The 18458-nt window shown below is 67.6% G+C and carries 22 protein-coding genes; 19 read left to right on the top strand and 3 right to left on the bottom strand.

Features of this window, described 5'->3' with window-relative positions:
- The first annotated feature begins 2 nt into the window (after positions 1-2).
- Together FO044_RS06100 and FO044_RS06105 are read left to right on the top strand one after the other, a co-directional pair.
- The gene (locus FO044_RS06100) at positions 3-602 is read left to right on the top strand and encodes a TetR/AcrR family transcriptional regulator (protein ID WP_235831484.1); all 600 of its coding nucleotides are present in this window, start codon (positions 3-5) and stop codon (positions 600-602) included.
- A 29-nt stretch (positions 603-631) separates the two neighbouring features.
- On the top strand, positions 632-991 hold the full coding sequence (locus tag FO044_RS06105) for a DoxX family protein (RefSeq protein WP_132993607.1): 360 nt from the start codon (positions 632-634) through the stop codon (positions 989-991).
- Positions 992-1007: 16 nt separating this feature from the next.
- Here FO044_RS06105 and FO044_RS06110 read toward each other — a convergent pair whose 3' ends face one another.
- On the bottom strand, positions 1008-1355 hold the full coding sequence (locus FO044_RS06110) for a GNAT family N-acetyltransferase (RefSeq protein ID WP_132993606.1): 348 nt from the start codon (positions 1353-1355) through the stop codon (positions 1008-1010).
- Between the two features lie 49 nt (positions 1356-1404).
- Between FO044_RS06110 and FO044_RS06115 the strand changes: the two genes are divergently transcribed.
- Genes FO044_RS06115 through truB form a run of 3 tightly spaced genes read left to right on the top strand, consistent with a single transcriptional unit; the run spans position 1405 to position 4001 of the window.
- Entirely contained in the window at positions 1405-2364 is a 960-nt protein-coding gene (locus FO044_RS06115; protein WP_132993605.1) for a metallophosphoesterase family protein, read from the top strand.
- A gap of 49 nt (positions 2365-2413) precedes the next feature.
- Positions 2414-3100 carry a 4'-phosphopantetheinyl transferase family protein gene (locus FO044_RS06120; RefSeq protein ID WP_132993604.1) on the top strand — a complete coding sequence of 229 codons (687 nt, stop codon included), beginning with the start codon at positions 2414-2416 and terminating at the stop codon, positions 3098-3100.
- A gap of 1 nt (position 3101) precedes the next feature.
- Positions 3102-4001 (top strand): tRNA pseudouridine(55) synthase TruB, encoded by a 900-nt coding sequence (truB, locus tag FO044_RS06125; protein ID WP_132993603.1) that lies wholly within the window; start codon positions 3102-3104, stop codon positions 3999-4001.
- 11 nt (positions 4002-4012) lie between these two features.
- Here truB and FO044_RS06130 read toward each other — a convergent pair whose 3' ends face one another.
- Positions 4013-4696 (bottom strand): metal-dependent transcriptional regulator, encoded by a 684-nt coding sequence (locus FO044_RS06130; RefSeq protein WP_132993602.1) that lies wholly within the window; start codon positions 4694-4696, stop codon positions 4013-4015.
- A gap of 59 nt (positions 4697-4755) precedes the next feature.
- Here FO044_RS06130 and FO044_RS06135 point away from each other — a divergent pair, with 59 nt between their 5' ends.
- The 3 genes from FO044_RS06135 (at position 4756) to FO044_RS06145 (ending at position 8791) form a co-directional block, all read left to right on the top strand.
- Complete coding sequence (locus FO044_RS06135; RefSeq protein WP_132993601.1) at positions 4756-5718, top strand: bifunctional riboflavin kinase/FAD synthetase; 963 nt, start codon at positions 4756-4758, stop codon at positions 5716-5718.
- A 160-nt stretch (positions 5719-5878) separates the two neighbouring features.
- On the top strand, positions 5879-6148 hold the full coding sequence (gene rpsO / locus FO044_RS06140; RefSeq protein ID WP_132993600.1) for a 30S ribosomal protein S15: 270 nt from the start codon (positions 5879-5881) through the stop codon (positions 6146-6148).
- Positions 6149-6490: 342 nt separating this feature from the next.
- Positions 6491-8791 (top strand): polyribonucleotide nucleotidyltransferase, encoded by a 2301-nt coding sequence (locus FO044_RS06145; protein WP_132993599.1) that lies wholly within the window; start codon positions 6491-6493, stop codon positions 8789-8791.
- Between the two features lie 109 nt (positions 8792-8900).
- Here FO044_RS06145 and FO044_RS06150 read toward each other — a convergent pair whose 3' ends face one another.
- Complete coding sequence (locus tag FO044_RS06150; RefSeq protein WP_132993598.1) at positions 8901-10952, bottom strand: neutral/alkaline non-lysosomal ceramidase N-terminal domain-containing protein; 2052 nt, start codon at positions 10950-10952, stop codon at positions 8901-8903.
- A gap of 153 nt (positions 10953-11105) precedes the next feature.
- Here FO044_RS06150 and dapB point away from each other — a divergent pair, with 153 nt between their 5' ends.
- From dapB to FO044_RS06205, 11 genes are read left to right on the top strand one after another with little or no spacing between them, the layout of a single operon-like run.
- Positions 11106-11858, top strand: a complete 753-nt coding sequence (gene dapB / locus FO044_RS06155) for a 4-hydroxy-tetrahydrodipicolinate reductase (protein ID WP_132993597.1) — start codon at positions 11106-11108, stop codon at positions 11856-11858.
- Between the two features lie 42 nt (positions 11859-11900).
- A complete protein-coding gene (locus FO044_RS06160) occupies positions 11901-12350 on the top strand; it encodes a hypothetical protein (protein WP_235831503.1) in 450 nt (149 codons plus the stop codon).
- A 1-nt stretch (position 12351) separates the two neighbouring features.
- The gene (locus FO044_RS06165; RefSeq protein ID WP_132993595.1) at positions 12352-12804 is read left to right on the top strand and encodes a flavodoxin family protein; all 453 of its coding nucleotides are present in this window, start codon (positions 12352-12354) and stop codon (positions 12802-12804) included.
- Between the two features lie 14 nt (positions 12805-12818).
- On the top strand, positions 12819-13625 hold the full coding sequence (locus tag FO044_RS06170) for a thymidylate synthase (protein ID WP_132993594.1): 807 nt from the start codon (positions 12819-12821) through the stop codon (positions 13623-13625).
- Positions 13626-13639: 14 nt separating this feature from the next.
- On the top strand, positions 13640-14182 hold the full coding sequence (locus FO044_RS06175; RefSeq protein ID WP_132993593.1) for a DUF1648 domain-containing protein: 543 nt from the start codon (positions 13640-13642) through the stop codon (positions 14180-14182).
- A complete protein-coding gene (locus FO044_RS06180; RefSeq protein WP_132993592.1) occupies positions 14179-14667 on the top strand; it encodes a dihydrofolate reductase in 489 nt (162 codons plus the stop codon). The genes FO044_RS06175 and FO044_RS06180 overlap by 4 nt, the downstream gene beginning before the upstream one ends.
- Positions 14668-14670: 3 nt before the next feature.
- Positions 14671-15219, top strand: coding sequence for a bifunctional adenosylcobinamide kinase/adenosylcobinamide-phosphate guanylyltransferase (gene cobU / locus FO044_RS06185; RefSeq protein ID WP_132993591.1), 549 nt, complete (start codon positions 14671-14673; stop codon positions 15217-15219).
- Entirely contained in the window at positions 15216-15953 is a 738-nt protein-coding gene (locus FO044_RS06190) for a class I SAM-dependent methyltransferase (protein WP_132993590.1), read from the top strand. The genes cobU and FO044_RS06190 overlap by 4 nt, the downstream gene beginning before the upstream one ends.
- Positions 15950-17173 carry a winged helix-turn-helix domain-containing protein gene (locus FO044_RS06195; protein WP_132993589.1) on the top strand — a complete coding sequence of 408 codons (1224 nt, stop codon included), beginning with the start codon at positions 15950-15952 and terminating at the stop codon, positions 17171-17173. Before FO044_RS06190 ends, FO044_RS06195 begins: the two co-directional genes overlap by 4 nt.
- Positions 17174-17182: 9 nt before the next feature.
- A complete protein-coding gene (locus FO044_RS06200) occupies positions 17183-17533 on the top strand; it encodes a nitroreductase/quinone reductase family protein (protein ID WP_132993588.1) in 351 nt (116 codons plus the stop codon).
- Positions 17530-18441, top strand: a complete 912-nt coding sequence (locus FO044_RS06205) for a beta/alpha barrel domain-containing protein (RefSeq protein ID WP_412917619.1) — start codon at positions 17530-17532, stop codon at positions 18439-18441. Before FO044_RS06200 ends, FO044_RS06205 begins: the two co-directional genes overlap by 4 nt.
- Positions 18442-18458 lie beyond the last annotated feature (17 nt).

Genomic DNA, 18458 nt, shown 5'->3' on the forward strand with positions numbered 1-18458 from the left:
ACATGTTCAATGAACGTGTTCAGTCAGGGCGTGAGGTGCAGCGCGAGCGGACGCGCGAGCACGTCATCACCGCCGCGCAGAGCTTGTTCACCGAGTACGGCTTCGCGGACACCACTGTCCGGAGGATCGCCGCCGCAGCTCAGGTCAGCGTGGGGACGGTCATGTCCGTCGGAGACAAGGACGCGCTCCTGATCGCCTCGTTCGATCGCTGGATCGGGGCAGTGCATCGTGGACGTGCGGGCGATGCGGCGCCTGTGGGGGCGAATACCGCGACCTCGCCGATCGACCGGATCGGTGACGTCGTGCAGCCGTTCCTCGACATCTTCGCCGCCGACATGGACCTGGCGCGCGAGTACGGCGCCGTGCTGGCACGAGGCACGCACTCCACCGAGGTGTTCGGCGAGCTCGCCGTCGCACTTCACCGAGACTTCGCCACGGTGTTCACCGACGCCGGATTGGGCGAGGACGCCACTGCGGCGGCTACCGCCGTCTACCTCGCATATCTGGGTCTGGTGATGACGTCGGCCATCACCGGGAACGACGTCGCGGCCATCCGCACGCAGATCGAGGGCGTTGCTGCAGTGCTCATCCGGCGGCGATGAACCCGGTGAGCTGACAGAGAGGCACGAAGATGTTCTTCACTCCCGACCCGGCCTGGCCGGTGATCATCCTGGCGGCGATCGTCGGCGGCGACGCTCTGATGTCGATCAGGCCGCCGAGGTTCATCCGAGAGTGCTACGCAGGCGTGGGCTTCCCCCTCGACTGGGGGTGGGTGCTCGTGTACGTCAAACTGCTCGCCGTCGCCGGGCTCCTCGTCGGCCTCGAGTACGACGGTGTCGGCGTCGCGGCGTGCGCGGGCGTCGTCGCCTACTTCCTTGCGGCCACCGCCGCGCACGTCCGCGCGAGGTTCACCGGAACGGAGTTCTGGGTGAACTGCCTCGGAATGCTGGCGCTGGCCGTGGGTGTTCTCGGCTACTCGTTCGTGTGGTGATCGAGGTACCGGGTTCCTAGTGCTGCTGCTCCCAGTAGTCGGCGACGACGTCGCGGTACTGCGGGAAGCGCTCGATGAACGACTGCGTGTAGGTGCACACGGGCACCACGTGGCGACCTTCGGACTCGATGGTGTCCAGCAGCGTGGCGACGAGCAGTCGTGCGAACCCCGCGCGGGCGAACCGTTCGGTGACGACCGTGTGCAGCAGGATGAGATCTCCGCTGTCGTTCGTCTCGTAACCTGCGACGCCGATCAGCTCTTCGCCCGACCAGAGTTCGTACCGGTCGCGGTCGGGATTGTGTCGCAACTCCGGCTCGTGCTCGAGCTGCACCGTGGGCGGCGGAACAGGTGTGCGCTGCGTCATACTCCCACCGTAGTCCCCGCGCTCAGTGCTCCGTGGCAGCATGGTCGCCATGGCTACACTCTGGGCGATCAGCGACCTGCACGTGTCCCACCGCGGTAACGAGCAGATCCTCGACCAGGTCCGGCCGAAGCAGGCGGGGGACTGGTTGATCGTCGCGGGTGACGTCGCCGAGCGCACCGACGACATCATCGACACGCTGCGCAGGCTCGCGGCGCGCTTCACGACCGTGATCTGGGTACCGGGTAACCACGAGCTCTACACGACGGCGAAGGATCCGCTGCAGCTGCACGGCGTCGCGCGGTACGACTACCTCGTCCAGGCGTGCCGGGACATCGGAGTGGTCACACCGGAGGACATCTACCCGCTGTTCGACCCCGGCGACGGCTCCGATCCGGTGCGCGTCGTGCCGATGTTCCTGCTGTACGACTACACGTTCCGGCCCGAGGGCACGGTCTCCGCGCTGCAGGCGCTGGCCGTTGCACGCGAGCGCAACGTCGTCGCGACCGACGAGTTCCTGCTCTCGCCGGAGCCGTTCGGTACCCGTGACGCGTGGGGGCGGGCCCGGATCGAGGCGACTCGCACTCGGCTGGAGGCACTCGACCCGACCGAGCGAACTGTTCTCATCAACCACTGGCCGCTGCGCCGCGAGCCGTGCGACGCGCTCATGTACCCCGAGTTCGCGCTGTGGTGCGGCAGCGAGCTGACCGCCGATTGGCACACCCGTTTCAACGCGGTGTGCAGCGTGTACGGCCACCTGCACATCCCGCGCACCACCTGGTACGACGGAGTCCGGTTCGAGGAGGTCTCCGTCGGGTACCCGCGGGAGTGGAAGCGACGCGGTCTGGCGGATCCGTTGCTCCGGCCGATCGTCCCGGACGGCGGCATCACGCCGTCCGATCTCCCCGAGCACGGAGCCCGTTTCGAGCTGCCGCCGGATTACGAGGAGAAGGCCGCCGAATTCCGGAAGCGGATCGAGGAACGGCGCGCACGTCGTTCCGGTCGCGGATAGGGCGCCTCCTGCTCGTCCGGCAGGGAGTGCTTCTGGCACTATTGGCCGCATGATCTCGCGACTCATGCCGACAGGTGTCGGTGCTGCTGAGGCCTTCGACGATCCGCCGGGACTCACCGTGCATCCCGCCGAGGAGGGGCTGATCTCGAAGGCCGTGGACAAGCGCAGGCGGGAGTTCATCACTGCCCGGCACTGTGCGCGAACGGCGCTGGGGCAGCTCGGGTTCGAGCCCGTGCCGATTCTGCGCGGGGAGCGGGGAATGCCGTTGTGGCCCAGTCAAGTGGTCGGCAGTCTGACGCACTGCGACGGCTATCGTGCGGCCGTGGTGGCGTATGCGATGCAGGTACGGTCCCTCGGCATCGACGCCGAACCGCACCTCGCGCTGCCCGACGGGGTGCTCGAGCACACGTCCATCGACCAGGAGCGCGCGGTGCTGGCGGACCGCGATGACGAGTTGCATTGGGATCGGCTGCTGTTCTGCGCGAAGGAGGCCACCTACAAGACGTGGTTCCCGCTCACGCACCGGTGGCTCGGATTCGAAGACGCGCACATCACGTTCGAGCGCGATGCGGATCCAGGGGACGGCACAGCAGAGGGCGGTGCCATCACCGGCACCTTCACCTCGACCATCCTGATCGACGGCGCGACGGTCGACGGCGGTGACCCGCTGCTCACCCTGCCCGGTCGTTGGGTCGTCGCGGACGGGCTGATCCTCACTTCGATCGCGCTGACCTGACATGGCCGACTCCACCATCGAGAACGCCGGCCTGCTCGTCGTCGACAAGGCCGCGGGCGTGACGAGCCACGACGTGGTCTCCCAGTGCCGCAAGGTCTTCGGGACGCGTCGCATCGGCCATGCGGGGACGCTCGACCCCATGGCCACCGGGGTGCTGGTGATCGGTGTCGAACGGGCCACCAAGCTTCTCGGGCTGCTGTCGCTGACCACGAAGTCGTACGCGGCCACGATCCGGCTCGGGCAGTCGACGACGACGGATGACGCCGACGGCGAGGTCACCGAGGCGACGGCTGCGGGCGATGTCGGCGACGGCGCGATCGCCACCGGGATACGGGACCTGACCGGCGAGATCTCCCAGGTGCCCGCCAAGGTGAGTGCGATCAAGGTCGACGGTCACCGGGCGCATGCGCTCGTCCGCGGCGGCACCGAGTTCGAACTGGCCGCGCGGCCGGTGACCGTCTCGCGTTTCGAGGTCCTCGAGACCCGGCGCGACGGCGACTTCGTCGACCTGGTCGTGGAGGTCGACTGTTCGTCCGGAACCTACATACGTTCGCTCGCACGGGATCTCGGTGCGGCGCTGGGGGTCGGCGGGCACCTGACGGCGCTGCGTCGCACGGCCGTCGGTCCGTTCACCCTCGAACACGCCCGCACGATGGAAGCGGTCACCGCCGATCCCGGACTGAGCATGGGCATCGACGACGCGGCCAAGCTGTGCTTCCCGCACCGGCCGATCAGCGACGACGAGGCCGAGTCGATCAGTCAGGGTCGCTGGCTCGAGCCGGTGGGCCGTACCGGGATCTACACCGTCGTCGACCCGTCCGGTCAGGCGATCGCGCTGGTTCAGGAGAAGGGTCGGCGGGCGAGTTCGGTGATGGTGGTCCGCCCCGCGACGCTGCGCTGATCGAGCGGGCGCTACGTCCGGTCGAGGAAGATCGCACGGGCGGCGATGTCGCCCAGGTGGATCGGCTCGCCGTCGTTGACGTGGACCGTGACGGTTCCGGCGAACGGTCGCTTCTGGGACATGTGCACGCGGCAGTCCAGGGCGATGCCGATCTCCTCGAAGTAGCGCAGCATCTCCGGATCGGAGTCCGAGATGCGGGTGATCACCCCGCGCTCGTCGACGTCCAGGTCGGCCAGGTGCAGTGCGACGGCGTTCGGGACCGTGCCGTTCGCGTCCGGGATCGGATCGCCGTGCGGGTCGCGGCGAGGATGACCGAGTTTGGTGTCGATGTGCCGGAGGAGTCGTTCGGACACGGCGTGCTCGAGGACCTCCGCGTCCTCGTGAACCTCGTCCCACCCGTACCCGAGCTCGCGGACGAGGAACGTCTCGAGCAGACGGTGGCGCCGGACCATGCCGACCGCGGCTTCGCGGCCGGTATCGGTGAGGGTCACCGCACCGTACGGGGCATGGTCCACCAAGCCCTGGTCGGCGAGTTTCCGAATGCCCTCCGAAGCCGTGGACGGAGATACGCTCAGTGCTTCGGCCAGCAGTTTCGTGGTGACCTTCGTGTCCGACCACTCCTGAGAGGTCCAGATGACTTTCAGATAGTCCTGGGTCACTGCCGACAGTTCGTCGACCGGTCGAGAGTCAGGCATGGACATGACCTTACCCACCGCGGGATGCCGTGTCGGTCGGCGAGTCGTAGTCTTAATGGGTGTTGCGTTGGCGAGGCTTGGATGACGTACCGGCCGGATGGGGACGATGTGTCGTCACCATCGGCGTATTCGACGGGATCCACCGGGGGCATGCGCAGCTGGTGACCGCCGCGACGCGTGCCGCCGCGGAGCGAGGTGTGCCGTCGGTTCTGATGACGTTCGACCCGCATCCGTCCGAAGTGGTGCGGCCCGGCTCCCATCCGCCGCAGCTGTCGACGCTGCGACGCCGCGCCGACCTGGCCGAGGAGATGGGCATCGACGTCTTCTGCGTCATTCCCTTCACCGCGACCGTCGCAGGTCAGTCACCCGAGGATTTCGCGCACGAGATGCTCGTCGAGGCGCTGCACGCCGCGGAAGTGGTGGTCGGCGACAACTTCACGTTCGGTCACAAGGCAGTCGGCGACGTTCCGAAGCTCCGCGAACTCGGGAATCGCTTCGGGTTCGAGGTGACGGGGGTGTCGCTGTTCGGCGAGCATGCCGTCACGTACTCGTCGACCTACATCCGATCGTGCATCGCGGCAGGTGACGTCGAGCTCGCGGCCGAGGCCCTCGGCCGGCCCCACCGTGTCGAGGGAGTCGTCGTGCACGGCGAGCGCCGCGGCCGTGACCTGGGTTTTCCGACCGCGAACATCGCCCCGCCCGAGCACGCCGCGATCCCGGGTGACGGCGTGTACGCCGCGTGGTTCACCGTTCTCGGTGACAAGGAGACCGACGACATCCGGGTCGGGGAGCGGTACGCTGCGTCGGTGTCCGTCGGAACCAACCCGACGTTCTCCGGACGCAACCGCACCGTCGAGGCCTACGTGCTCGACGTCAACGCCGACCTGTACGGGATGCACGTGGCCGTCGACTTCGTGAGCCGGCTGCGCGGGATGGCGGCGTACGACGGCGTCGACGCCCTCATCGAGGCCATCTCGGACGACGTCGAGCGCACGCGGACCATTCTTTCCGCCGAGGAGTGAGGCGCAGGGCTGCGCCGGGTTCGCGGTTCGGCCTGGATTCACGGTTAACCGGGGTCGGCTGGTAACGTGACCGGCTGGTGTCAGCTGCGGTCCGTGGTGGCGCACCCTCCGCCTGGTGGCGGGGCCTGGAGCACGGAACTGAAAAACAAGGAGAACTCTCATGGCACTCACCGCCGACGAGAAGAAGGCCGTACTCAGCGAGTACGGCGTGCACGAGACCGACACCGGTTCGCCGGAAGCTCAGGTCGCACTGCTGACCAAGCGCATCAAGGACCTGACCGAGCACCTCAAGTCCCACAAGCACGATCACCACAGCCGTCGCGGACTGCTGCTGCTGGTCGGCCGTCGCCGTCGTCTCCTCAAGTACCTCGCGAGCGTCGACATCGCTCGTTACCGCTCGCTGATCGAGCGCCTGGGCATGCGTCGCTGACGCACCCGGAGACCACCACCGGAGGCCGCAGACCCACTCGGGTCTGCGGCCTCCGGTGTTCGTCGTGCCAGAATGTTAGGCTGGTAGCCGGAATGAAGTGCCGGTGACGGCACGTCGTTCGTGACCCGATAGATCGGTCCTCGGTAGTGGCGGCCGGAACATGATTCCGGCTGCTTCGATCGAAGGCCGTCTACGCGCAACGCATGGAGCGTTTGCCACGTCCGACCACGGCCTCTCTCACGTCTCTTCATTCACACGATCCGTCGCGCCGTAAGCGCCGGATCGACAGTTGTATATCCCGGTCGCGGCGTTCGCGACCGCACAGAGAGGGTTTTTCTCTTCATGACTGATGTCACCAACGACTTCGATGACTCGATCACCGAAGTCTCCGCCGTCATCGACAACGGAGCGTTCGGAAAGCGCAACATCCGTTTCGAGACCGGTCGCCTCGCTCTGCAGGCAGCCGGTGCGGTCACCGCATACCTGGACGAGGGAACGATGATTCTCTCGACCACCACCGCGTCGAAGGCACCGAAGGAGCACTTCGACTTCTTCCCGCTGACCGTCGACGTCGAAGAGCGCATGTACGCCGCGGGCCGCATCCCCGGATCGTTCTTCCGGCGCGAGGGCCGCCCGTCGACCGACGCGATCCTCACCTGCCGCCTGATCGACCGTCCGCTGCGCCCGACGTTCGTCGCCGGACTCCGCAACGAGGTCCAGGTCGTCGAGACCATCCTGTCGCTCGATCCGCAGGATCTGTACGACGTGGTGGCGATCAACGCCGCATCGGCCTCGACGCAGATCTCCGGACTCCCGTTCTCGGGTCCGGTCGGCGCCGTGCGCGTCGCACTGATCCCGACCCTCCCCGGCGAGGGCGAAGGCCGTCCGGAGAACAACGCGGGCCAGTGGGTCGCGTTCCCGACCGTCGACCAGCTCGAGGGCGCCGTCTTCGACATGGTCGTCGCAGGCCGCATCGTGTCCGGCTCGGGCGCTGATGCCGACGTCGCGATCATGATGGTCGAGGCCGAGGCCACCGATAACGTGCTCGACCGGATCGCCGGTGGCGCACAGGCCCCGAACGAGGCCATCGTCGCCGAGGGCCTCGAGGCCGCGAAGCCGTTCATCGCGCAGTTGTGCGATGCGCAGAAGCAGCTGGCCTCGGCCGCTGCCAAGGAGACCCGCGAGTTCCCGCTGTTCCCGCCGTACGCCGACGACGTCTACGACGCGGTCGCCGAGTTCGCGACCGACCGCTTGGGTGAGGCTCTGGCCATCGCCGCCAAGCAGGAGCGCGACGACGCCACCGACGCACTCAAGGGCGATGTGCTCGAGGCGCTCGGTGAGCGCTTCGAGGGTCGCGAATCGGAGATCGGGGGCGCCTACCGATCGCTCACCAAGAAGCTGGTCCGCCAGCGGATCCTGACCGATCACTTCCGCATCGACGGCCGTGGCATCACCGACATCCGTGCACTCTCGGCGGAGATCGGCGTCATTCCGCGTGCGCACGGCAGTGCGCTGTTCGAGCGTGGCGAGACCCAGATCATGGGCGTCACCACCCTCGACATGGTGAAGATGGCGCAGAAGATCGACTCCCTCGGAGCCGAGACGAGCAAGCGCTACATGCACCACTACAACTTCCCGCCGTACTCGACCGGTGAGACCGGCCGAGTCGGCTCGCCGAAGCGCCGCGAGATCGGCCACGGCGCGCTCGCCGAGCGTGCACTCGTGCCGGTGCTCCCGAGCGTGGAGGAGTTCCCCTACGCGATCCGCCAGGTGTCCGAGGCTCTCGGGTCCAACGGTTCCACCTCGATGGGCTCGGTCTGTGCGTCGACCATCTCGATGCTCAACGCCGGTGTTCCGCTGAAGGCCCCGGTCGCCGGCATCGCCATGGGCCTGGTGTCCGACGAGGTCACCATCGACGGGAAGACCGAGACCCGGTACGTCGCCCTCACCGACATCCTGGGCGCCGAGGACGCATTCGGCGACATGGACTTCAAGGTCGCGGGTACCAAGGACTTCGTGACGGCCCTGCAGCTCGACACCAAGCTCGACGGCATTCCGTCCAAGGTTCTGGCAGGTGCGCTCAGTCAGGCCAAGCAGGCCCGGCTGACCATTCTCGACGTGCTGGCCGAGGCCATCGACGAGCCGGACGAGATGAGCGAGTTCGCTCCGCGGATCACCTCGATCAAGATCCCGCTGGACAAGATCGGTGAGTTGATCGGCCCCAAGGGCAAGACGATCAACGGCATCACCGAGGACACCGGCGCCAACGTCTCGATCGAGGACGACGGCACCGTGTTCATCGGCGCAGTCGACGGCCCGTCCGCGCAGGCTGCGATCGACAGGGTCAACGCCATCGCCAACCCGCAGCTGCCGAAGGTCGGCGAGCGCTTCCTCGGCACCGTCGTGAAGACGGCCGCCTTCGGCGCGTTCGTCTCGCTGCTGCCGGGCCGCGACGGTCTCGTCCACATCTCGAAGCTGGGCAACGGCAAGCGCATCGGCAAGGTCGAGGACGTCGTCAAGGTCGGTGACAAGCTCCAGGTGGAGATCGCCGACATCGACGAGCGCGGCAAGATCAGCCTCGTTCCGGTCCGCAACGACGCAGACCAGGCCGACGAGAGCGCGGAGGAGACGGCCGAGGCCTGATTCCCGCACGACGACACCGCCCGCCGCACCTCGAGTGCGGCGGGCGGTTCTTCGTTTCAGGGCGGAGGTTTCAGAGCGGGGGTTTCAGGACGGAGGTTGCAGGGCGGGGTCAGCCGACCTTGATCCGTCCCGTCTTACCGCTGATCTCGCGGAGCGTGCCGGACGGTGATCTGACGTCACCGAAGTAGCGGATTCGGTAGTCGCCTGCGGCGTCGCGAGCGACGCGCCAGGTGACCGTCACCTTCGACGCAGACGAGCTGCCGCCCGGGCGGACCCATCTCATCTCGGTCGACTCGTGGTCGTCGTCGTAGACCACCTCCCAGCCGGCACCGGTGAATCTTTCCACCGCGAAGTAACCGTGCGTTCCGTGTCCGCGGCGGACCCGGTTGGCGGGGTGGGCGCCGCAGAAGCTGACCCGTACCGTGGACCCCGGCCGGGTGGCGGTGGGCACCGAGGAGACGACCTGTCCGAAACGCTTGCCCGCCATCGGGGTGTCTGCGGGCCGCGGGCCGAGGAGATCGGGTTGCAGATCGGCGCGGTCGGCGGGCCGGCGTCCCGCGCGGGCGCGCTTGCCGCGGGCCATCGACCGCGCCATCGAGTGGAACTCCTGCATGTACGCGCACAGCGTCCAGCGCCCGAACAGGGTCTCGCCGCCCTCGTACTGCTGCGCCAGATACTCCTCGGGGGTCACCGTGTACTGGCTGTAGCCGTTCGAGTAGCCCTGCAGCAGCACGTTCTCCAGCGGAACCGACAGCGCGTCGGCTACCAGCCGCCGGATTCGCAGGCCGGCGACGATCGTGGTCTCGGACGGCATGGCGGCCAGTACCAGTTCGCCGATGCGGATGAGCTGGATGGGCAGTCGCTCCTCGATCCACGAGCGGGGCGGCAGGAGACCGAGTGGGAACAGGTCGGCTTTCGGCGCCTGGACGGCCACCATCCACGCCTCGGGCGTAGGAGTGTCACCGGCGCCGACGGCCATCGCGAGTTCGTTGCGCATACCCTCCTTCAGGATCGCCAGCTGACTGCGGGTGTTGTCCTCCATGGAGGTCGCGGCAGCGGCGACGCCCATCATCGCCGGGGCGGTGCGGGTGGACTTGCCGTTGGGTGTGTAGTCGCCGGCGATGCGCATGTCGCCCAGGTTCAGGTAGCGAGTCGCGGTGCGCACGCCGGAACCGGTCATCGGCCGGGCACCGGCCAGTGCCCGGCGTCCGGCATCGTCCTGACGGCGGCCGATGAGAACGCGGTTGGCGCGGTTGTCGGAGGTCGGTCCGCCAGGGTGCATCTTGCGCAGCCACAGGTTGGGTGTCATGTCGCCCGCGTTGGTCTGAGCGTGCGCACTCACCACGCCCGGGGATCGCTGCTCCCCGAGATACGAGGCGTACCCCTTGTTGTCCGGTCCGATGAGGAAGTTGGCGTCGGTCAACGACGTGCCGTGGGTTGCGAACCAGGTGATCTCGCCGATGGTGGTTCCGTTGCGGCGCAGTCGGATCGCAGTCACCTGAGGGTCGATGTGCTCGGGGAAGTGGTGCCGGTCGGCTGCCGGATTGTTAGTGAATGCGGCGAGCGATCGATTGGCGCTCGCGTCGTGCAGTTCGGTGTGCCCGAGCTCCACCGTGCCGGGTGCCAGGGAGTCGTGCGCCTGCTTCACCGCGTCGAGAAGGCCGGCGATCTCCGCGGTCAGTGAGTTTCGGCGGTGGCCCATGGCGGCCAGCACGTAGGCGTAATCCCATGAGGTGCCACCGCACGAGTTGTGGTTGTGCGTGGCGTTCACATTGACGTTGTGAACGTCGTAGGTGTCGCCGTAACGCTCGGCGAGTTCGGCGAGCAGCGTGTTGTGGTGCGAGGTGAAGACGCACGCGATGTCGGCGGTGATGAACAGGACGCGCTCGCCCGTGGCTGCGTCGGCGATGATGAAGGCGCGTGCCCAGGTGCGCTGGAGGAGTCCTTCGGCTACCTGCTCGGCATCGGAGTAGCCCATCATCCCCTGGCCGGCGATCGCGCCGGTCATATCGCCCTTGCCCGCGCCGACCAGGTATCCCGACGCCGCGTTCGCCCGTCCGGCCTGCCGGATGCCGACCGATCCCAGAGCGGCACCCGCTCCCGTCGTGGCCGCGCCGGCGGCTGTCGCCTGAAGGAGCGTTCGGCGTGAGATTGCAGGCATGGAGCTCCTCGGGTGAAACGTGTTCTCGAAGTGGATCGATGTGACTTTAACCTCAGTTGATCGACTGATCCAAATGGTTGCTCGCACGGCGCAGCATTCGCAGACTCGGCACCGCATAGACTGAAGGCCTCATCACGACGAAAGGGTTCGCTCATGGGTGACGCCATCCGCACGGGTGTGCTTGGCAGCAACGGCAAGGTCGGCACGGCGATCGTCGAGGGCCTCGAGGGCGCGGACGGCATCGAGTTCAGCACCGGCGTCGACAAGGGCGACGCCCTGCAGGGGTTCGTCGATTCCGGTACCGACGTCGTCGTCGACTTCACTCATCCAGATGTCGTCATGGACAACCTGAAGTTCTTGATCGACAACGGGATCCATGCGGTCGTCGGAACCACCGGGTTCACCGGGGAACGTCTCGAGACGGTCCGGGGGTGGCTCGCCGACAGCCCGTCGACCGGTGTTCTCATCGCCCCCAACTTCGCCATCGGTGCGGTTCTGTCGATGCATTTCGCCCAGCAGGCGGCGCGCTTCTTCGATTCCGTCGAGGTCGTCGAGCTGCATCACCCGCATAAGGCGGACGCCCCGTCCGGAACTGCCGGGCGGACGGCTTCGCTCATCGCCGCCGCACGGAAGGAAGCGGGCCTCGGTGAGTCCCCCGACGCGACGTCGACGGGCCTCGACGGCGCGCGTGGTGCGGACGTCGACGGTGTGCGCGTGCACTCGGTCCGGCTGGCAGGCCTGGTGGCCCATCAGGAGGTGCTGTTCGGCACACAGGGCGAGACGCTCACCATCCGTCACGACTCCATCGACCGGAACTCGTTCGTCCCGGGCGTTCTGCTCGGCGTGAAGGAGATCGGCTCACGGCCCGGCCTCACCGTCGGCCTCGAGACCCTGATGGATCTGTGACCCGTGTCGTCGCGTAGACCCGACTCGCGGCCGATCATCGCGATGATCGCCTTCCTGGTCGTCGCGATGTGCGTGTACTTCGTGATCCTCGGCCGCATGGCCTTCACCCTGCTGGGCAAGGGGGAGCCGGTCTCGATCGGCTTGGGCATCGGCATCCTCGTCCTGCCGATTCTCGGTGTGTGGATGATCGTCTCGACGCTGAGGTCGGGCATCGAGCATCAGCGCATGGCGGCCGATGTCGCCGATCTCGGGCGCGAACTCGACGTGGACGACCTTCCGCGCCGCGCCTCGGGCCGGATCGAGCGGGATTCCGCTGATGAGCTGTTCACCCGTGTCAAGGATGAGTGGGAAGCCGATCCGTCCGATTGGGTGCGCACCTACCGGATCGCGCGCGCCTACGACTACGCGGGTGACCGTTCCCGGGCCCGCGAGATGATGAAGCGGGCGTCGGAGCAGTACCGGGAGCACAAATCCGGAAAGTCACAGGTCTGACATGTCAACGCTGCTGGTCGTCCACCACACGCCGTCACCGCACTGTCAGGAGATGCTCGAAGCGGTGCTCAGGGGTGCGACGGACCCCGAGATCGAGGGCGTCGACGTGATCCGCAGGCCGGCGCTGTCGGTATCCGCCGCCGAGATGCTCGATGCCGACGGGTATCTGCTCGGAACTCCCGCGAACCTCGGCTACATGAGCGGTGCGCTCAAGCATGCGTTCGATACCAGTTACTACACGATCCTCGACGCCACGAAGGGACGGCCGTACGGGCTCTTCATGCACGGCAACCTCGGCACCGAGGGGGCGGAGAAGAGCGTCCACTCCATCACTGGCGGGCTCGGGTGGGAACGAGCCGCCGCCGATGTCGTCGTCTCCGGGAAGCCCGCGAAGGCCGACCTCGAAGCGTGCTGGGAATTGGGAGCGACCGTCGCTGCGCAGTTGATGGCCTGAGTAGACTCGGCCAGGTGAGCACGCCGATCCCCACCCCGTACGAGGACCTGCTGAAGCTGGTCATGGAGTCCGGTACGCCCAAGGGCGACCGAACCGGAACCGGGACACGCAGCGTGTTCGGGCATCAGATGCGATTCGACCTGTCGCAGGGATTCCCGCTCATCACCACCAAGAAGGTGCACCTCAAGTCGATCGTCTACGAACTGCTGTGGTTCCTGCGCGGCGACTCCAACGCCCGGTGGCTGCAGGAGCGCGGCGTGAAGATCTGGAACGAATGGGCCGGCGACGACGGCGAACTCGGGCCGATCTACGGCGTGCAGTGGCGGAGCTGGCCGACCCCGTCCGGCGATCACGTCGATCAGATCGCGGTGGCTCTGGAGACCCTCAAGGCCGACCCGGACTCGCGCCGCAACATCGTGTCCGCCTGGAACGTCGGAGAGATCCCGCAGATGGCCCTCCCGCCGTGCCACGCGTTCTTCCAGTTCTACGTCGCCGACGGCAAGTTGTCGTGCCAGCTGTACCAGCGCAGTGCCGATCTGTTCCTCGGGGTGCCGTTCAACATCGCGTCGTACGCGCTGCTGACGCACATGATGGCGCAGCAGGCCGGACTCGAGGTCGGCGAGTTCGTCTGGACCGGCGGCGATTGCCATATCTACGACAACCACGTCGAGCAGGTGACCGAGCAGCTCTCCCGGGAACCGTTCGCGTACCCGCGTCTGGAACTGCGCGAGGCTCCGTCGATCTTCGAGTACGAGTTCGACGATGTGCAGGTGGTCGGATACCAGTCGCACCCGGCGATCAAAGCACCAGTCGCGGTCTGACGCCGCGAGTACCGATGATGACGAGCCGACGGCTGACGAAGGGGCACCGGCCGGAGCCGGTCCATCCGACCGGTACGGGTACGGCGGCGCTGCGCTGGGGGAGTCTCTGCGTCGTCGTGATCATCACCGTGGTCCTCTTGGTCACCTTTCCGACGCTGCCCGATCAGGTGCCGACTCATTTCAACGGCGGCATGCAGGCGGACGAGCACGGCCCGCGGTGGTCCGTGCTCGTGCTGGCCGCAGTGTTCACGACGCTGGCCGCCGGGATAGCGGTCCTCGCCGGGAAGCCCCAGTGGTTCAACTACCCGGTTCGGGTGACCGAGGAGAACGCGCAGACCCTCTACCGTGCAGGCGAGTCGATGTTCGGGTGGCTGGGTGCAGCGCTCGCACTCATCTACGGGGGCATCGCACTTGCCGTGCACGAGATGCCCGGGGCGTGGCCGCTGAGTATCGGGATGCTGCTGATGGTCGGGTCGATCGGTCTCGGGTTATGGCGGATGGTCAAGGGGTCGCGCGGTGCGGGCGACCAGATTCGGCGAGAGCGAGATCGACGATGACAGTTTCACTGGTGTGGGCTCAGGACCGGGCCGGGGCGATCGGCAAGGGCAACACGATTCCGTGGCGCGTTCCCGAGGACATGGCCCACTTCAAGGAGGTCACGGGCGGTGGTGCGGTCATCATGGGCCGCAAGACCTGGGAGTCGCTGCCCGCGAAAGTCCGTCCGCTGCCAGGCCGGCGCAACGTGGTGATCACGCGTAATCCGGTGTTCGAGGCTCCCGGCGCCGAGGTGACCGACGACGTCGCTTCGGCGCTCGACCTGGTCGGAGGCACGGCGTCGATCATGGGCGGCGGCGAGATCTATGCGGCGGCGATGAGCCTCGCAACGCGTCTGCGCATCACCGAGATCGACGTGCGAGTCGACGGGGCCGACGCCTTCGCACCCGATGTGGACCCGGGTCTGTGGGAGCCGACCGCGGAGGGGGAGTGGCTCTACTCCTCGACCGGCACCCTGTACCGCTTCCTCGACTACCGGCGCCGCTGAGCCGTGACGACCGAGCAATCGACCGAGTTCGTGATCGGGGCGGCACGCTCCGGAAAGAGCCGTTACGCAGCGGCTCAGGCAGCGCATCTGGACGATGTCACGGTGATCGCCACCGCACTCGCAGGCGACGATGAGATGGCCGAGCGCATCGCCCGCCACCGGGCCGCCCGGCCGGTGGACTGGCAGACCGTCGAGGAGCCGCACGATCTGGTCGGTGCTCTGCGGAGGCAGGCGGCCCCCGAACGGTTCGTGATCGTCGACTGCCTGACGATGTGGCTCGCCAACCTGCACGGCTCGGGGCCCGATACCGCGACCGTGAGTGCCGAACTGGTCCGGGCGCTGCCGGGGCTGCCGGGGCGGATCCTGCTGGTCTCCAACGAGATCGGGGCCGGACTGGTTCAAACGGACGCGGCGTCGCGCCGGTTCGTCGACGACCTCGGCCGTCTGAACCAGAGCGTCGCGGCGGCCTGCGAGCGGGTGACTCTGATGACCGCCGGTATTCCCTTGATGTTGAAGGACGCGTCGACCGGAGAGCGGGGCAGCACATCATGACCTGGTTCGACACGGGTGCGGACGCGTACGCGCAGTTCCGGCCGACGTATCCGCCGGAGGTCGCCGGGATCATCGCCGGACTCGCTCCGGACCGCGAGGTCGCCGTCGACATCGGTTGCGGCAGCGGGCAGTTCACCTCCCTCCTGGCGTCCGAGTTCGCCCGCGTGATCGGTGTCGACTCGTCGGCAGCCCAGCTCGATGGCGCGAAAGGCGCGCCCAACGTCGCATACGTGGCCGGGTCGGCGGAGGAGGTGCGCTGCGGCGACGGGGTCGCATCGCTGGTCACAGTGGCACAGGCCGCTCACTGGTTCGACCTCCCGGCCTTTTACAGTGAGGCTCGGCGAATCGCCCGACAGGGCGCCGTACTGGCTCTGCTCACATATGGTCCCGCGCAGCTCGAGGACTCGCTCGCGCCGTGTTTCGAGCAGTTCTACCGAGACGGGATTCGGCGGTACTGGCCGCCCGAACGGATCCACGTCGACAACGGTTACGCGGACCTGTACTTCCCGTTCGACCGCATCGAGGTCACCGTCCCCAGCATCGGAAAGGACTGGACTCTGGACGAGTTCATCGGATATCTCGGCACCTGGTCAGCCGCGCGCCGAGCCCGTGACGCAGGAGAGAGCGGGCTGCTCGACGACCTCCGATCACAACTGGAGCCGGAGTGGGGTGCCGGGAAGCGGCGCGTCGAGTTCGCGCTGACCGTGCTGGCCGGACGGCTCGACGACCGATGACAGCGCTGTCGGGTGAGCAAGCGAGGCGAGTCGCTCTGGCGGCGCAGGGGTTCGCCGATCCACCGGCGCGCGGTGAGCCGACGCGGACCCACCTGCGGCGAGTCGTCGGACGCACCGGGCTGCTGCAGATGGACTCGGTGAACATTCTCGCTCGGGCCCACTATCTGCCGGTCTTCTCCCGCATCGGACAGTACGACGACGGCATCGTCGACCGCGCCGCCTGGCAGCACACCGCGCGATCCCCGCGACTGCTCGCCGAGTACTGGGCGCATGAGGCGGCCCTGATCCCGGTCGAGGACTGGCCGCTGTTCGGCTGGCGAATGCGGCAGTACCGCGGCGGACGGTACCGGCAGACGCGAGAAGTGCTGCAGCGCAACGCGGCCCTCGCGGCCGATGTCCGTGATGTGATCGTCGAACGTGGAGCGACGACGCCGAGTGCGATCGAGGCCGCGTTGGGCGTCGAACGTGCGACAGGTGTCACGGGCAGTTGGTGGAACCGTTCGGCGGTGAAGCACGTGTGCGAGGCGCTGTTCGCCTCCGGCGATCTGTCGTCGATCCGTGACGCGCACTTCGCCCGGCACTACGATCTCGCCGACCGCGTCATCGGGGCCGATCGAGTGGGCATCGAGGTGCCAGAGCGCGACGCGCATCGGGCACTCGTGTCCCGCGCGGCGCGGTCGCACGGGATCGCCACCGTCGCCGATCTCGCCGATTACCACCGGATCCGGATTGCCGACGTACGGGCGGTCCTCGGCGACCTGCTCGATGCAGGCGAGATCACCGAGGCGACCGTCGACGGGTGGCGAGATCAGGCTTATCTGCACCGCGACGCACGCATACCCCGGTCGGTGAGTCGATCGACGCTGCTGTCACCGTTCGACCCACTGGTGTTCTATCGGCCCCGGGCGGAGCGGCTGTTCCGATTCCGCTACCGCATCGAGATCTACGTGCCCGAGCACAAGCGTGTGCACGGCTACTACGTGCTCCCGTACCTGATGGGCGAATCTCTCACGGCCCGGGTCGACCTCAAGGCGGATCGCGGGGCACGCGTGCTCCGGGTGCTCGCGGCTCATGTGGAGGAGGGATGCGATCCGGGGGCGGTGGCGGAGTCGCTGGCGGCGGACCTGCGACGGACCGCCCACTGGCGCGGGCTCGACGATGTGGACGTCCGGCCCCGCGGCGATCTCGCGTCCGAGCTCGCGTGGGCGTTACGGGCATAGGCTGGAGGGATGAGTGCCTTTCAGCGAGTGGCCAAGGCCGTCAACACCCTCGTGACGCCGATGCTGTCGGCGCCCGTCGTCGGACCGTTCCTCGGTCGATCGATGACCGAGATCACCTACACAGGTAGGAGGTCCGGCAGGCAGATCATGCTTCCGGTCGCCTACCGGATGCGTGGCGACGACGAAGTGGTGATCGGGGTCGCGATGCCCGATCGCAAATCGTGGTGGCGCAACTTCGAGGGTGATCCGCAACCGGTCTCGATCGTGCTCGACGGTGCGACTCGCACCGGGACCGGCCTGGCCGAGGTGTCCGAGAAGGGGACCGCGGTGATCATCAGCCTGAATGTGCAGACGAGGTGACCGTGCGACTGCGGGACGTCACGCTGCGCGACGGGCTGCAACTCACCGGTAAGACACTCGACGTGCAGATGCGCGTGGACCTCGCGCGTACGCTGCTCGCCGCCGGGGTGCCCGAACTGGAGATCGGATCCATGGCGCGCCCCGACCTGGTTCCCCCGATGGCCGGCTCGCTGGACGTGGTCGCCGCCCTGACGCCGGAAGAACTCGACCAGTGCTGGATCTGGGTTGCGACTCCGCGGCACGTCGAGAAAGCCATCGCTGCGGGCGCCCGGAACGTCCAGTACTGCTTCTCCGCGTCGGATGCCCACAATCAGGCGAACATCGGCAGGCCGACCGAGGACAGCGTGGCGGCGATGCCGCGCGCGATCGACCTGGTCCGCGAGGCGGGCGGTCGCATCCAGCTGTGCATCGCAACGAGTTTCACCTGCCCGTTCGACGGTCAGATCGACCCGGACCGGGTCCGCGGCATCGTCGGCGATCCACGGACGGCCGGCGCCGACGACGTGGTGCTCGCCGACACGCTCGGACAGGCGCATCCGGCAGCCGTGCGCGGCTTGTTCGAGTCGGCGCCCGCACGCGACCGACGGCTGGTCTTCCACGGGCACGACACCTGGGGGATGGGTGTGGCCAATTCGCTGGCGGCCGTCGAGGGCGGTGCCGAGGTGATCGACGGTGCTCTGGCCGGCCTCGGCGGGTGCCCGTTCGCCCCCGGGGCGAGCGGAAACACGGCGACCGAGGACCTGCTGTTCGCGACGCGCCCCGATTACCTGACCCCGCGGGTACTCGCTGACCTGATCACGGCGGGTGAGAGCCTGCTCGCCGAACTGGGGGAGTCCTCGCGCTCCAAGACAGCGCAGGGGGCGCGGTCGAAGGCGGCGGCCTTCGACTGGGTGATGCCCTCACGGTGAAGCTCTGACGGCGAGGT

Source organism: Gordonia zhaorongruii (assembly GCF_007559005.1).
GTDB classification, from domain to species: domain Bacteria; phylum Actinomycetota; class Actinomycetes; order Mycobacteriales; family Mycobacteriaceae; genus Gordonia; species Gordonia zhaorongruii.

What these genes read in the sequence shown, in the direction of transcription:
- FO044_RS06200 (WP_132993588.1), top strand. Translation starts at nt 17,183, where the DNA reads ATGAGTGCCTTTCAGCGAGTGGCCAAGGCCGTCAACACCCTCGTGACG.
- truB (WP_132993603.1), top strand. Translation starts at nt 3,102, where the DNA reads ATGGCCGACTCCACCATCGAGAACGCCGGCCTGCTCGTCGTCGACAAG.
- FO044_RS06130 (WP_132993602.1), bottom strand. Translation starts at nt 4,696, where the DNA reads ATGCCTGACTCTCGACCGGTCGACGAACTGTCGGCAGTGACCCAGGAC.
- FO044_RS06175 (WP_132993593.1), top strand. Translation starts at nt 13,640, where the DNA reads ATGATGACGAGCCGACGGCTGACGAAGGGGCACCGGCCGGAGCCGGTC.
- dapB (WP_132993597.1), top strand. Translation starts at nt 11,106, where the DNA reads ATGGGTGACGCCATCCGCACGGGTGTGCTTGGCAGCAACGGCAAGGTC.
- FO044_RS06110 (WP_132993606.1), bottom strand. Translation starts at nt 1,355, where the DNA reads ATGACGCAGCGCACACCTGTTCCGCCGCCCACGGTGCAGCTCGAGCAC.
- FO044_RS06195 (WP_132993589.1), top strand. Translation starts at nt 15,950, where the DNA reads ATGACAGCGCTGTCGGGTGAGCAAGCGAGGCGAGTCGCTCTGGCGGCG.
- FO044_RS06115 (WP_132993605.1), top strand. Translation starts at nt 1,405, where the DNA reads ATGGCTACACTCTGGGCGATCAGCGACCTGCACGTGTCCCACCGCGGT.
- FO044_RS06120 (WP_132993604.1), top strand. Translation starts at nt 2,414, where the DNA reads ATGATCTCGCGACTCATGCCGACAGGTGTCGGTGCTGCTGAGGCCTTC.
- FO044_RS06165 (WP_132993595.1), top strand. Translation starts at nt 12,352, where the DNA reads ATGTCAACGCTGCTGGTCGTCCACCACACGCCGTCACCGCACTGTCAG.
- FO044_RS06160 (WP_235831503.1), top strand. Translation starts at nt 11,901, where the DNA reads ATGATCGCCTTCCTGGTCGTCGCGATGTGCGTGTACTTCGTGATCCTC.
- FO044_RS06180 (WP_132993592.1), top strand. Translation starts at nt 14,179, where the DNA reads ATGACAGTTTCACTGGTGTGGGCTCAGGACCGGGCCGGGGCGATCGGC.
- FO044_RS06150 (WP_132993598.1), bottom strand. Translation starts at nt 10,952, where the DNA reads ATGCCTGCAATCTCACGCCGAACGCTCCTTCAGGCGACAGCCGCCGGC.
- FO044_RS06100 (WP_235831484.1), top strand. Translation starts at nt 3, where the DNA reads ATGTTCAATGAACGTGTTCAGTCAGGGCGTGAGGTGCAGCGCGAGCGG.
- FO044_RS06105 (WP_132993607.1), top strand. Translation starts at nt 632, where the DNA reads ATGTTCTTCACTCCCGACCCGGCCTGGCCGGTGATCATCCTGGCGGCG.
- FO044_RS06190 (WP_132993590.1), top strand. Translation starts at nt 15,216, where the DNA reads ATGACCTGGTTCGACACGGGTGCGGACGCGTACGCGCAGTTCCGGCCG.
- FO044_RS06145 (WP_132993599.1), top strand. Translation starts at nt 6,491, where the DNA reads ATGACTGATGTCACCAACGACTTCGATGACTCGATCACCGAAGTCTCC.
- rpsO (WP_132993600.1), top strand. Translation starts at nt 5,879, where the DNA reads ATGGCACTCACCGCCGACGAGAAGAAGGCCGTACTCAGCGAGTACGGC.